Origin of the sequence: Nocardia sp. NPDC051756 (assembly GCF_040681495.1) — a bacterium.
Taxonomy (GTDB): domain Bacteria; phylum Actinomycetota; class Actinomycetes; order Mycobacteriales; family Mycobacteriaceae; genus Nocardia.
The window spans coordinates 325399-337505 of the sequence record NZ_JBFAYV010000001.1; the positions used below are offsets into that span (position 1 = coordinate 325399).

The following is a 12107-nucleotide window of genomic DNA, read 5'->3' on the forward strand; positions in this document are numbered from 1 at the left end:
GAATACCAGATGAGCACTCGATACCGGATCGGGCTTGTGGCCCTGGCCCTCGTCAGCGCGGCGGCCCTCACCGCCGGATGCGGCCGCGGCGGCGACGCCTCGTCCGACTTCAAGATCGCCGTAGTCACCCGCAACTTCACCAACCCGTATTGGGCGGCACTGCGCGACGGCGCGCTGGCGGAGGGCAAACGGCTCGGGGTCGACGTCGCGGTGCAGGCGGGCCAGTCCGAGACCGACGCCGACGGCGAGAACGCGCAGATCTCCACGTTGGCCGCGCAGGGCTACGACTGCTTCGCCGTGGTGCCGGTGAACGCGACCAACGTGATCACCCCGCTGGTTCCGGTGGCCCGCAAGAACATTCCCATCCTGAATCTGGACACCCAGATCGACGCGGACGCCTCCAAGCAGGCCGGGGTCGGCTACGCCAGCTTCATCGGCTCGGACAACCTCGCGGCGGGCAAGATCGCCGGCGAGAAGATGCTCGACGCGCTCGGTGGCAGCGGCAAAGTGATTGTGCTGCAAGGCATTGCCGGTGAGCAGAACGGCATCAACCGGGACAAGGGCTTCACCGACGCGGTCGCGGGCAAGCTGGAGATCGTGCAGCGCGCACCCGCCGACTACGAGCAGGACAAGGGTCTCACCGTCACCGAGGCGATCCTGAAGGCGCATCCGGACATCACCGGGATCTTCGCGGCCAACGACACCATGGGACTCGGCGCCGCACAGGCGATCAAGAACGCGGGCCGCACCGGGCAGGTCAAGGTCATCTCGGTCGACGGCATCCAGGCCGCGCTGGCCGCGGTCAAGGCGGGCACCCTGCACGGAACCGTCACCCAATACCCGTACGCCGAAGGCGAACTCGCGATCCAGGCCTGCCTGGCCAAGCATCAGGGCAAGGCCATCCCGGACCGGGTGGTCGCGCCGATCGCGTTCATCGGCGCGGACAATGTCGAACAGCAGATCACCGCGTTCCCGCGGCCCATCACCACATTCGACAATCCGCTGGCCGGGTTGGTGAACAAGTGAGCGCCATCGCCGATGTCGCGCGCGCCGCACCCGGCCGGCTCGGCGAGCGGCGCATCCCGGCCAAGCTGGCCGACTACGCGGCGCCGATCGCGCTGGTGCTCGTGTGGCTCGGGTTCTTCATCGCGACGCCGAACTTCTTGACCACCAGCAACATCGACGACCTGCTCGTCGCGTCGACCATCCTGACCGTGCTCGCGCTCGGGCAGCAGTTCGCCGTGGTGGTCGGCGGCATCGACCTGTCGGTCGGCGCGACGCTGCCGTGGTCGGCGGCGCTGCTCGGGTACTTCACCAGTCACGGGTACCCCCTGACGGCAGGCATCGTGGTGGCGATCCTGGGCGGCTTGCTGGTCGGGGTGGTCAACGGACTGTTGATCGGGCACTTCCAGATGACCGACTTCGTGGTCACGCTCGGCTCGCTGAGCGTGCTCAGTGGCTGCACCCTGCTGCTCACCAGCGGCAACAGCGTGGCGGTGAATTCGCCCTTCCTGCAAAGCCTTGCGCTGGACGGCGCAGGCCCGCTGCGCTGGTTCTGGCTGCTCGCGCTGGTCGCTGCGCTCGGGGTGGCGGGCATTCTGTTCCGCACCAGGGTCGGCACGCACCTGCTCGCCACCGGCGGCAATATCGACTCGGCCAGGGAGACCGGCATTCCGGTGCGCCGGATCCGGTTGCTCGCCTACAGCGCCTGCGGGCTGCTGTGCGGCGTCGCCGGCGTCATGCTGGTCGCGCGCAACGGCGGCGCCGATCCGTCGCTGCAAACCACCTATCTGCTGAGTTCGATCGCGGCGGTGGTGCTCGGCGGTTCGTCGCTGAGCGGCGGCAAGGCCTCGGTGCTCGGCACCGTCTGCGGCGCCATCCTGTTCACCTCGCTGATCAACGGGTTCACCATCCTCGGCATCTCGCAGTACTACCAGCCGATCGCGGTGGGCGCGGTATTGCTTCTCGCAGCGGCTATTTCGCGATTCCGGAAGTAGGCAAGTCATGACCGAACCGATGCTGGAGGCCCGCGGCCTGACGAAGTCGTTCGACTCCGTCCGCGCGCTCGACGACGTCACCCTGACCATTCCGGAAGGCGAGGTCACCGCGCTGGTCGGGGACAACGGGGCGGGCAAGTCCACCCTGGTGCGCTGCCTGACCGGCGTCCAGCCGCCCGATTCCGGCGAGATCCGCTTCCGCGGTGCGCCGGTGCGGCTCGGATCGCCGGAGGATGCCCGGAAGCTGGGCATCGAGACCGTGTATCAGGATCTCGCCCTGATCGACGATCTGACCGTGTGGCAGAACCTCTTCCTGAACCGGGAACTCGTGTATCCGTCCTGGCCGATCAAGATCGTCAATCGGAAGGCGATGATCAGCCGCAGCGGGGAGATCCTGCGGGATCTCGACGTGGACGTGCCGTCGGTGCGGACCACGGTGCGCCGGATGAGCGGTGGTCAGCGGCAGAGTATCGCCATCGCGCGCGCGGTCGCCTGGGGCAAGGCAATGGTGATCATGGACGAGCCGACCGCCGCGCTGGGTGTGCGGGAGACGGCGGCGGTGGAGAAGCTGGTGCGCGGGCTGCGCGACCGCGGGGTCACCGTGTTGATCATCAGTCATGATCTGGCCCAGGTGATGCGGATCTGCGACAACGTGGTGGTGCTGCGCCGCGGGCGTTCGGTGGCCGCGCACCGGGTGGGGGAGATCGACGGAGATCGGTTGGTGGCGTTGATCACCGGGGCCGCGCCGGGCAACCTGGAGCCGAAGCCCGCTGTGGAACACCAGGTCTCGTGACCGGGGTGGTCGTGGTCATCGGATCGATGAACCAAGATGTGGTGTGTGAGGTGGCGAAGCTGCCCGGGCCGGGGGAGACCGTGCTGGCCGTCGGCTCGCGGACGAATCCGGGCGGCAAGGGGGCCAACCAGGCGGTTGCCGCCGCCAAGGTCGGCGGGTGCGTGGAGTTCGTCGGACGGGTCGGGCGCGATTCCGCCGCCGGGGCGTTGCGCGACTCGATGGGTGCTGCGGGGGTGAAAACGACTGGGCTGCGGGAAGTCCCGGGTGTGCGGACCGGGCGGGCGTACGTCACGGTCGCCGCGGGGGAGAACCAGATCGTGGTGGACCCCGGTGCCAACTTCGTCTGGGAACCCGGTGCGGAACCGGCCGAGGCCGATTTGCTCGGATCGGCGGATGTCGTTGTCGCGCAACTCGAAATACCCCTGGGCGTGGTCAGCTGGGCGGCCGGTCTGGCGCGCCGGTTCGTGCTCAATGCGGCTCCGGCGGCGCAACTCGACGATGACCTGTTGTGCCGGTGCGATCCGCTCGTGGTGAACGAATACGAGTTGGCCGCGATCAGCGGTACCGCGACCGGGACCAGGGAGCAAGCAGGTCGGGCCGCACGCTCGCTGTGCCTGCGGGGAGCGCCGTCGGTCGTTGTCACCTTGGGCGCGGACGGCTCGATCCTGGTCCGTAGGACCGCGGATTCGGTCGAGATCACGTATCAAGCTGCGCCACAGGTCGACTCGGTGGATTCGACCGGAGCGGGCGATGCGTACGTCGGCGCGTTGTCCACCGCCTTGGCCGACGGAGTCGACCTGCCCGAGGCGGTCGCCTTCGCCACGGCCGCCGCCTCCCTGTCCGTCCAGTCGCCGGGCACTCATGCCGCCTATCCCACTCGGGCGCAGGTCGTCGCGGCGCTGACCGCGGTACCGCCCGCGCACAACTAGATTGGAACCTCCTTGCGTACAGGTGGATTGATTCACGCCGAACTCATGTCGGCCCTGGTCGCGCTCCGGCACACCGACACCTTCGCCGTCAGCGACTCGGGTCTGCCGGTGCCGCCCTCGGTTCCGGTGATCGATCTCGGAATCACTTACGGCATGCCGCGATTCGCGCCGGTGGTCGAGCTGATCCTCGACGAGATCGCCGTCGAGGCGGCCTGGGGCAGCGCCGACGTCGTCACGGCCAACCCGGAAGCGGCGGACCTGCTGACGAATCGCTTGAAGGCCGAGTTACTCGATCATGAAGAGTTCAAGCAGCGAATCGGTCGATGCCGCTTCGTCGTTCGCACCGGCGAGGCGCGACCCTATGCCAACGTGTTGTTCCGCGCGGGCGTGCCGTGGTTGTAGGCATTACGCGGTTGCCGAACAGGTTTATTCCATCCTGGACCCGTGACCATCACAACAAATGCCGTGGCCGAAAACCGCGTGAGTTCGCGCGGCAGGTCATCTAGCGTTCGATAAATGGAGCAAGTCGTTCGCTCGGCCGAGCAGAAGGCCGTCATCGCGGCCGCGGTCACCGTGGTGCTGTGGGCCTCGGCCTTCGTGTTCATCCGGGCCGCGGGAGCAGACTTCTCGCCGGGCGCGCTGGCCCTCGGCCGACTGCTGACCGGCGCGATCGCGTTGGTGATCATCCTGGTCATCCGCGGTGAGGGCCTGCCGGCCCGGGGCGCCTGGCCGGGGATTCTGGTGTCCGGTGTGCTGTGGTTCGGGGTCTACATGGTGGCGCTGAACTGGGGCGAGCAGCACGTCGACGCGGGGACCGCGGCGATGGTGATCAACATCGGCCCCATCCTGATCGCGGTGCTGAGCGGACTCGTGCTCCGCGAAGGGTTTCCGGCGCGGCTGATGGCCGGGATCGCGGTGGCGTTCGCCGGCGCGGTCGTGGTCGGGCTGTCGAATTCCGGTGGCGGCAGTGCCGCGGTGCTGGGCGTCGTCCTCTGCCTGACCGCGGCGCTGGCCTGGGCGGTGGCGGTCGTCGCGCAGAAGCCCGCGCTGGTGCACGCGTCCGCGTTGCAGGTGACCACCGGCGGGTGCGTCATCGGCACCATTGCCTGCCTGCCGTTCGCGGGGCAACTGTTCCGCGAGGCCGCCGACGCACCGTTGTCCTCGACGTTGAGCGTGGTCTACCTGGGCGTGTTCCCGACCGCTCTGGCCTTCACCACCTGGGCTTACGCGCTCTCCCGCACCACCGCGGGAAAGATGGGCGTGACCACCTACGCCGTTCCCGCCCTGGTCATCCTGATGGCCTGGATCGCCCTCGACGAGGTTCCCGGCCTGCTCGCCGTGCTCGGCGGCCTGCTGTGCCTGTCCGGTGTGGCGATCACCAGGTCCCGGGCGGACAAGCCGGTCGAACCCGAAGACACGGTCACGCAAGAGGTTTCGACTCCGACGTAAGCGCCACACCGGCGCTCGCCGTCAGTGGTGGCCGAGCACGGCGTGCGGCCGATACGGCGCGTGCAGCGCGGCCACCTCCTCCTCACTCAGCCGTATCGGCTCGGCGGCCAGCGCGTCCACCAGGTGTTCGGTCTTGGTCGCGCCGATGATCGGCGCGGTGACACCGGGCCGGCCGAGCAGCCAGGCCAGCGCGATCCGGGCCGGCGGCAGCCCGCGCTCGGCGGCGACCGCGCGCACCGCGTCGACCACGTCGAAGTCGGCGTCGACGTACATGGCGTCCGCGATGGGGTCGGAGCCGGATCGCACGGTGGTCTGTTCGCTGCCGCGCTCGCGGGAGCCGGTCAGCAGCCCCCGCGCCAGTGGGCTCCACGGGATGACGCCGACACCCTGGTCGCGGCACAGCGGGATCATCTCCCGTTCCTCCTCGCGGTAGACCAGGTTGTAGTGGTTCTGCATCGAGACGAACCTGGTCCAGCCGTGCGTCTCGGCGACCTGCTGTGCCTTGGCGAACTGCCAGGCGAACATGCTCGACGCGCCGATGTATCTGGCCTTTCCGGCCGCGACCACGTCGTGCAGCGCGCTCATGGTCTCCTCGATCGGCGTCTCGTTGTCCCAGCGGTGGATCTGGTAGAGGTCGACGTGATCGACGCCGAGCCGGTCGAGCGAGGCATCGATCGCGGCCATGATGTGCTTGCGGGACAAGCCTTTGTCGTTCGGGCCGGAGCCCATCGGAAAGTAGACCTTGGTGGCCAGCACGTAGTCGTCGCGGCGGGGGAACAGCTTGGCGAGCAACCGCCCGGTGACCAGCTCACTGACCCCGTCGGAGTACATGTCCGCGGTATCGAAGAAGGTCACCCCCGACTCGACGGCCCGCCGGACGATCGGCTCCGCGGCGTCCTCGCCGAGGATCCAATCCCGGGACGCGGGACTGCCGTAGCTCATCATGCCGAGGCAGAGCCGCGACACCACGAGACCGGAGGCGCCCAGCCGTACGTATTCCATCATTTCTCCTTTGCTTGCCGGTGAATCGAGACGCCCGCGGCGATCAGCGCGATGCCGATCAACTCCGCGACGGCGGGAACCTGGTCGAGCACGACGATCCCGATGACCGTCGCGACCGCGGGCAGAATGCTCAGCATCAGCGCGAACGTGTGCCTGCTCAACCGGGCCATCGCGAGTTGATCGGTCACATAGGGGATTACCGACGAGCAGATGCCGACGCCGGCCCCGGCCAGCAGCGCCGCCGGGCTGGTGAACGCGGGGGCCGCGGCGCCGAGGCAGAACGGCGTCGCGACCAGCGCGGCGATCAGCATCGCCGCGCCGAGCTGGTCGATTCCGGCGAAACCCACGCCGGTATTGGCAATTCGATGGCCGAGTACCACGTAGCGCACGAACAGCGCGCAGTTGACCAGGGCGAAGGCGAATCCCAGTGGCGCACCGGCCAATTGGATGTCGGCCAAGGCCGCCACCCCGGCCACGGCGAGTACGAGTGCGATCGCGTTGCGGCCGCTGCGCACCCCGGCCGCGGCGAGCACGATCGGGCCGAGGAATTCGATCGCGCCGACGGTGGCCAGCGGCAGTCGCGCGATGGCCAGGTAGAACGTCGCGTTCATGGCCGCGAGCACCACCCCGAGCCCGAGCAGCACCCACCGCTGCTCCGGTGAGCAGCGCCGGACCAGCCGCCAAGGCTTGCGCCACACCGCGAAAACCACTGCGGCGCTGGCGATTCGCAACCAGGCCACACCCAGCACGTCGATCCGCGCGAACAGCAACACGGCGCAGGCGGGCCCGAGGTAGTGGAAGATCGCGCTGATGCCGAAGTACGCCGGCGCGGGCATCCGCGATCGGGTGCGCCGCGCAGCGAGCTCGGGCGGTGTGGTCATGCGGAGTATCTTCCAAAGAAATGCCGGTGGCCGGAATGGCACTTTCCAGGAAGGTGACGCGAGTTGGCTGGAAAATCAAGGCCGAATGGCCGAGATGCCTTCACCGAGCGATCTCGGCTGCTGGACGAGGTGAATGTGCGGCTGCTCAACGAGCTGCACGACGATCCGCGACTGTCCATGTCCGAACTCGCCCGCCGGGTCGGCATGTCCGCGCCCGCGGTCACCGAGCGGGTGCAGCGCCTGGAACGGCTCGGCGTGATCACCGGCTTCCGGATGGAGGTCGACCCGGCCGCGCTCGGCATGCCGGTGACCGCGCTGGTCCGGATCAAGCCCGGCCCCGGCCAGCTGCCCAAGATCGTGGCCGCGGCCAAGGACACGCCGCAGGTGGTCGAGTGCTTCCGGATCACCGGCGAGGACTGCTTCCTGCTCAAGGTGCACGGACCGTCGATCGGTGAGCTGGAGGAGTTGCTCGACGGGTTCCTCATGTTCGGCCAGACAACCACCTCGATCGTGGTGTCCGAGCCGGTGCCGCGGCGGCCGCTGCCCGTTCCGGTCCTCGACGAGCGATAGCGTGCACACTGGGATCGACGGGAAAGGGGTTGCGGTGGTGGACGATCGAAAGCCGGGGAGGCGCTGGGCGCGCAGGCTGCTCGGCGTGACCGCGGTCGCGGCGACCGGGCTGGTGCTGGTCGTGGTCGGCGCGAATGCCCGGCTGTGGCTGGTGTCGTCCGGCCATCGGTTCGGCCCGGCGGACGCGCCGGCGGTTCCGGTCGTGATAGTGCCCGGGGCGAAGGTCGGCCCGGATGGTGCGCCGATGGCGTATCTGCGTGGCCGGCTCGATGTCGCGATCGAGCTCGTGCGGGCCGGGAAGGCCGGGGAGATCCTGGTGTCCGGCGACGCGGCGGGCACCTCGGGCGACGAGATCGCCTCGATGACAAAGTATCTCGTCGATCAAGGGATCGATCCGGCGCTCGTCCGACCCGACGGCGAAGGATTGTCGACGCGCGCCACCTGCGAACGCGCGAAGCGATTGTTCGGCATCGATCGGGCGATCATCGTCACGCAGTACCGGCACGTGCCCCGCGCGGTCGCACTGTGCCGGGCCGAGGGCATCGATGCCGACGGAGTCACGGCCTACTGCGAGTGCCGTCCAACGACGGTGATCCGCAACAACATTCGCGAGTGGCTCGCCGCGCCCAAAGCCGTCGCCGCACTGATCGGGCGGTGACTTGCCGTGCGACCCGTGGTGGTGACCGTCGGCATCGACATTTCGGCTGCGCCGCAACGGATCTGGGAGCTGCTCACCGACTGGGAGAACCAGGGGGAGTGGATGCGCGAAGCCTCCGCTTTCGAGGTGGAGTCGGCACAGCGGTCCGGCGTCGGCACGATCGTGGCGACCACCGTGCGCATCGGCGGCATCGCCACCCGAGACCGGATCCGCGTCGACGTGTGGCAGCCGCCGGACGGATCGGATCCCACCCAGCTCGGCATCGTGCACCTGGGCTGGGTCAAGGGCCGCGGCGACATCCGGCTGACGGAACTGCCCGGCGGACGCGCCCGGCTCGACTGGACCGAGCGCCTGCAACCGCCCCTCGGCCTGCCGGGCGCGATCGGAATGCGCTTGTTCGCACCGCTGTTCGCCCGCACCTTCCGCCGAGACCTCGCGCTACTGCGAACCCTCGCCGAGCGCGACTGACACTCACAGCTTCAGCCCGCCTTCCAGCCGGGCCAGGCAGTCGTCGAGCAATTGCCGGTGGCGGGCCATGAATCCCTCCGACAAATCGTCGGCCGCCGCGGTCCACGCCGCGATCGCCACCCCGATGATCGCGCCGGAAAGCGTCGTGAGGGCAAGGTCGTTCGCGGGTCGGCCGAGCCGCCGGGCGAGTTCGGCCGCCAGCGCCGGGATCGCGGCGGCCATCTGGGCGGGCACTCGGGCCCGGAGTTCGGGAACGGTCCGCAACAGCAGTTCTCGCTCGGCATTGATCGCGTGGTCCTCGGGTGCTGCCGAGTCGCTCAGCGTGCGCACCGTTTCACGCAGTGCGCGAACCGGATCGACCCCGTCGAGCGCTTCCGGCAGCGCGCCGAGCACCGCGAGGTCGGCGACGTCGTGCAGCACGACATCGGCCTTGGTCGGAAAGTAGCGAAAGAAGGTCACCCGCGATACGCCCGCGGCCGCGGCGATCTGATCGATCGTGGTCGCCGTGTACCCCTGCTCGCGGAACAGGCGCAACGCCTCGCGCTGCATCGTGGCCTGCGCCAGCGCCTTCTTCCGTTCGCGGTGCGACCCGGAGCCGGCGGTCGAACGGTTCGGTGACGTCACAGGCAGATCCTCCTTCAGCGGGTCCCGAATATGAAATGTTACTAGTAACAAATGATACTAGTATCAGGAGGCATGAACGATCAGCTGTTGGATCTCGCACGTGACGTAATGGGTTCGCCCGCCGTCTATCTCGTCCTCTTCGCGATCGCCGCGCTCGACGGCGTGCTGCCGATATTTCCCAGCGAGGTGGCCCTGCTCGCCGCCGGGGCGTTCGCCGCGACCGGAACGCCGAACCTCGGCCTGCTGATGCTCGCGGCAACTGCCGGGGCGGCCGCCGGCGACCAGGTGAGCTATCGGATCGGCAGGCACGCGGGCCGGCCGATACTGCGCAAATTCCCCGAAGGAACCAAGCGCCACCGCGCAATCGGCTGGATAGCCGGCTTCCTGGAACGTCGCGGCCCGGTGGTAATCATCGTCGGCCGCTTCCTCCCCGGCATGCGCATCCTCACGACCCTCACCGCGGGCGCGGTCGGCGTCCCGCCCCGCACCTTCACCGCGTTCGACCTCGTCGGAGCCCTGCTCTGGGGTGTATCCGGTGCCTTACTGGGCTACTTCGGCGGCAACACTTTTCAAGAGTCCCCGCTCGCCGGCCTGGCCTTCGCCGTCGTGCTCGTCGCGGTGGTCATCACCCTCGGCGAACTGAGCCGTCGACTGCAACCGCCACCTTCGGCCACCCGGCCGCCGCGTTCCCCCGCCGAGCCGTGAACTCGAGTGGATACCGAAACGCCCCTGCCCTTCGAACATGAAGGGGCAGGGGCGTTTTCGTGTCGGGTCTACTTGTCCGGATCCGGGGGGAACTGGCCCTGGGCGGTCACGGTGGTGCCGTTCAAGGTGTAGGTCACCGTGGACGGGCCGCCGGACGGGCAGCACAGGGCATCCTGCGGCAGCGCCCAGCGGTACTGCACCGAGACGGTGTTCTTGGTCTTGCCGAGGACCGTCGTGTAGCCGTAGTACTTGGACGTCGCCGTGCCCAGGTACGTGCCGTTGGTGAAGAACAGGACGTGATAGCCGGGGTGGCTGCCGTTCCAGTCGACCAGCATCCAGGACAGGACGCCGGAGCAGCCCGCGTCGATCGGATCATTGCTCGCCTCGAGGATGACCCACGGGTATCCCTCTTTGTTCGGCGCCAGCCGGCCCAGCGCGTTGCGGGCGAGCTGGGAATTCGAGTCGAAGCACAGGCCGTGTCCGCTGCCGTTGGGCGGTTGATTCGCGGGCGGCGGCGGGGCGGGCGCGGGTTCCTTCTGGTCGACCGGCACGCTGGCGCGCGGCGGTGCCTTCTCGGTCTCGGGTGCGTTCGTTTGCGCCTGCGGCGGAGTGCCGGGCCGATCGGTGTCGCCCGGCTGGGCCGGTGTCGACGCGCCGGGTGACGCGGGCGCGGCCGACGGGATCGGTGTCCTGGACGCCGCCTGTGGCGTCGAGCTGGAACCGCAGCCGGTGGCGCCGAGGACGACGCTGGCGGCTAGTGCGGCAAAAGCCCATGACTTGACGTTCATTGAACCCCCGGAATCGGTGTGGTTGGTCTGTAGTTGTCCGTACTGCTGCGTCCTCGCGAAGGCTCCGGTCTCCCGAAACCCGTACGCGGTCCTCCATCCGCGAACCCGCGACGACACAGTGGTCATCGGGTGAATTCCGGTACGTGTTACTAAGTTTCACTTGAGTTGTGTCATGGCAAAAATAATGCCCCCGATGTCGGGGGCACCGGCGCCCGAGGTCGAATCGACGCCGCTGCAGAGTGTCGGGTTGCTCCCGCCCGGTCCGCTGGGAAAGATGCAGAACACCGAGCACTACCGGTGACCTGCGTTTTCCGTCTAGCGACACAGCGAGGGAAGGGCGTTCATGCGGAAGTCGAGGGTTCCGTTCGTGCTCTCCGGTCTCCTGGTGGCCGGCTCGGTGATCGCGGCCGCACTGATGTACGAGCCGCGGGTAACCGAGCACCCCGGTCCGGTACCCGGGACCCCGGCGCGGGAGGAGCCCAGTGTGTCGCACGGTTTCGACGCCGCGTTCACCTCGCGGATCGCGCAGGCGGAGGCGTACGCGAAGAGCCGTCCCGGCTTCACCGGGATCGTGGTACGCGACCGTCGCACGGGCGCGGTGTGGCGCAACGCGAATGCGGCGACACCGATCTGGGCCTGTTCCACCCCGAAACTGGCGATGGCGACCGACCTGCTGCTGCGCGACGACCTCGGCGCGATCACGCTCGGCGCCGAGGACCGCGAGCTGATGCACCGGATGCTGCATTCCAGCGACAACGACGCGGCGACCACCCTGTGGGACCGCTACGGCGGGGAGAAGACGTTCGCGCCGCGGTTCCGGTCGTTCGGCATGGCGGGCATCAGGTTCGCCGACCGGCACCCGGATTCCTGGGGTTGGATTCTGGCCACCGCGAACGACCTAGAGCAGCTGATCGATTTCATCCTGGAGAAGATGCCCGCCCGGCACCGCAACTACCTGGTCGGCGAGATGCGCTCGGTCGACGGCGGGGATTCCCTGGACACCAACCAGCAGTGGGGTGTCTGGGGTGCGGGGGACCGGGCGGCGCCGGGGAACAAGAACGGCTGGTCCGATGACAACGACGACGGCTCGTGGCTGATGAACTCGGTCGGGTTCGTCGGTCCGCGTGAGCAATTCACCGTTGCCATCATGAACAACACCCAGGTGGTCGACGATGGCTACCAGGTCGGTAGGGAGACCGTCACCAAGGTCAGCGAGATCCTGTTCAAGGACTACTTCAGCTAG

The 12107-nt window shown here is 68.4% G+C and carries 15 protein-coding genes; 11 read left to right on the forward strand and 4 right to left on the reverse strand.

Features of this window, described 5'->3' with window-relative positions:
- Nucleotides 1–9: 9 nt before the first annotated feature.
- The 6 genes from AB0M22_RS01545 (at nucleotide 10) to AB0M22_RS01570 (ending at nucleotide 5168) form a co-directional block, all read left to right on the forward strand.
- The gene (locus AB0M22_RS01545; RefSeq protein ID WP_364719625.1) at nucleotides 10–1026 is read left to right on the forward strand and encodes a substrate-binding domain-containing protein; all 1017 of its coding nucleotides are present in this window, start codon (nucleotides 10–12) and stop codon (nucleotides 1024–1026) included.
- Nucleotides 1023–1997, forward strand: coding sequence for an ABC transporter permease (locus tag AB0M22_RS01550; RefSeq protein WP_364719628.1), 975 nt, complete (start codon nucleotides 1023–1025; stop codon nucleotides 1995–1997). The genes AB0M22_RS01545 and AB0M22_RS01550 overlap by 4 nt, the downstream gene beginning before the upstream one ends.
- A gap of 7 nt (nucleotides 1998–2004) precedes the next feature.
- Nucleotides 2005–2790: an ATP-binding cassette domain-containing protein gene (locus tag AB0M22_RS01555; RefSeq protein ID WP_364719630.1), complete on the forward strand. Its 786-nt coding sequence runs from the start codon at nucleotides 2005–2007 to the stop codon at nucleotides 2788–2790.
- Nucleotides 2787–3719, forward strand: coding sequence for a ribokinase (locus tag AB0M22_RS01560; RefSeq protein WP_364719633.1), 933 nt, complete (start codon nucleotides 2787–2789; stop codon nucleotides 3717–3719). The genes AB0M22_RS01555 and AB0M22_RS01560 overlap by 4 nt, the downstream gene beginning before the upstream one ends.
- A gap of 12 nt (nucleotides 3720–3731) precedes the next feature.
- Nucleotides 3732–4121, forward strand: coding sequence for a D-ribose pyranase (gene rbsD / locus AB0M22_RS01565; protein WP_364719636.1), 390 nt, complete (start codon nucleotides 3732–3734; stop codon nucleotides 4119–4121).
- Between the two features lie 114 nt (nucleotides 4122–4235).
- Nucleotides 4236–5168: a DMT family transporter gene (locus tag AB0M22_RS01570; protein WP_364719639.1), complete on the forward strand. Its 933-nt coding sequence runs from the start codon at nucleotides 4236–4238 to the stop codon at nucleotides 5166–5168.
- 21 nt (nucleotides 5169–5189) lie between these two features.
- On the opposite strand, the gene AB0M22_RS01575 is transcribed toward AB0M22_RS01570, so the two are convergent.
- Together AB0M22_RS01575 and AB0M22_RS01580 are read right to left on the reverse strand one after the other, a co-directional pair.
- Complete coding sequence (locus tag AB0M22_RS01575) at nucleotides 5190–6170, reverse strand: aldo/keto reductase (RefSeq protein ID WP_364719642.1); 981 nt, start codon at nucleotides 6168–6170, stop codon at nucleotides 5190–5192.
- Nucleotides 6170–7051, reverse strand: a complete 882-nt coding sequence (locus tag AB0M22_RS01580; protein WP_364719645.1) for an EamA family transporter — start codon at nucleotides 7049–7051, stop codon at nucleotides 6170–6172. Before AB0M22_RS01580 ends, AB0M22_RS01575 begins: the two co-directional genes overlap by 1 nt.
- Nucleotides 7052–7114: 63 nt before the next feature.
- Between AB0M22_RS01580 and AB0M22_RS01585 the strand changes: the two genes are divergently transcribed.
- The 3 genes from AB0M22_RS01585 to AB0M22_RS01595 are packed head-to-tail and all read left to right on the forward strand — an operon-like array spanning nucleotide 7115 to nucleotide 8747.
- Nucleotides 7115–7621, forward strand: coding sequence for an Lrp/AsnC family transcriptional regulator (locus tag AB0M22_RS01585; RefSeq protein ID WP_364719647.1), 507 nt, complete (start codon nucleotides 7115–7117; stop codon nucleotides 7619–7621).
- A 34-nt stretch (nucleotides 7622–7655) separates the two neighbouring features.
- On the forward strand, nucleotides 7656–8279 hold the full coding sequence (locus tag AB0M22_RS01590) for an ElyC/SanA/YdcF family protein (RefSeq protein ID WP_364719649.1): 624 nt from the start codon (nucleotides 7656–7658) through the stop codon (nucleotides 8277–8279).
- A 6-nt stretch (nucleotides 8280–8285) separates the two neighbouring features.
- Nucleotides 8286–8747, forward strand: a complete 462-nt coding sequence (locus tag AB0M22_RS01595; protein WP_364719652.1) for an SRPBCC family protein — start codon at nucleotides 8286–8288, stop codon at nucleotides 8745–8747.
- A 3-nt stretch (nucleotides 8748–8750) separates the two neighbouring features.
- Here the strand turns inward: AB0M22_RS01595 and AB0M22_RS01600 are convergent, their stop codons facing one another.
- Entirely contained in the window at nucleotides 8751–9371 is a 621-nt protein-coding gene (locus AB0M22_RS01600; protein ID WP_364719654.1) for a TetR family transcriptional regulator, read from the reverse strand.
- A 72-nt stretch (nucleotides 9372–9443) separates the two neighbouring features.
- Here AB0M22_RS01600 and AB0M22_RS01605 point away from each other — a divergent pair, with 72 nt between their 5' ends.
- Nucleotides 9444–10076 carry a DedA family protein gene (locus AB0M22_RS01605; RefSeq protein ID WP_364719657.1) on the forward strand — a complete coding sequence of 211 codons (633 nt, stop codon included), beginning with the start codon at nucleotides 9444–9446 and terminating at the stop codon, nucleotides 10074–10076.
- Between the two features lie 68 nt (nucleotides 10077–10144).
- On the opposite strand, the gene AB0M22_RS01610 is transcribed toward AB0M22_RS01605, so the two are convergent.
- A complete protein-coding gene (locus tag AB0M22_RS01610; RefSeq protein ID WP_364719660.1) occupies nucleotides 10145–10864 on the reverse strand; it encodes an LppP/LprE family lipoprotein in 720 nt (239 codons plus the stop codon).
- Nucleotides 10865–11207: 343 nt separating this feature from the next.
- Between AB0M22_RS01610 and AB0M22_RS01615 the strand changes: the two genes are divergently transcribed.
- A complete protein-coding gene (locus AB0M22_RS01615; protein WP_364719662.1) occupies nucleotides 11208–12107 on the forward strand; it encodes a serine hydrolase in 900 nt (299 codons plus the stop codon).

Bases quoted from the DNA above. Each gene is read 5' to 3' on its own strand.
- AB0M22_RS01555 (WP_364719630.1), top strand. From the start codon at position 2,005: ATGACCGAACCGATGCTGGAGGCCCGCGGCCTGACGAAGTCGTTCGAC.
- AB0M22_RS01580 (WP_364719645.1), bottom strand. From the start codon at position 7,051: ATGACCACACCGCCCGAGCTCGCTGCGCGGCGCACCCGATCGCGGATG.
- AB0M22_RS01605 (WP_364719657.1), top strand. From the start codon at position 9,444: ATGAACGATCAGCTGTTGGATCTCGCACGTGACGTAATGGGTTCGCCC.
- AB0M22_RS01545 (WP_364719625.1), top strand. From the start codon at position 10: ATGAGCACTCGATACCGGATCGGGCTTGTGGCCCTGGCCCTCGTCAGC.
- AB0M22_RS01615 (WP_364719662.1), top strand. From the start codon at position 11,208: ATGCGGAAGTCGAGGGTTCCGTTCGTGCTCTCCGGTCTCCTGGTGGCC.
- AB0M22_RS01610 (WP_364719660.1), bottom strand. From the start codon at position 10,864: ATGAACGTCAAGTCATGGGCTTTTGCCGCACTAGCCGCCAGCGTCGTC.
- AB0M22_RS01570 (WP_364719639.1), top strand. From the start codon at position 4,236: ATGGAGCAAGTCGTTCGCTCGGCCGAGCAGAAGGCCGTCATCGCGGCC.
- AB0M22_RS01575 (WP_364719642.1), bottom strand. From the start codon at position 6,170: ATGGAATACGTACGGCTGGGCGCCTCCGGTCTCGTGGTGTCGCGGCTC.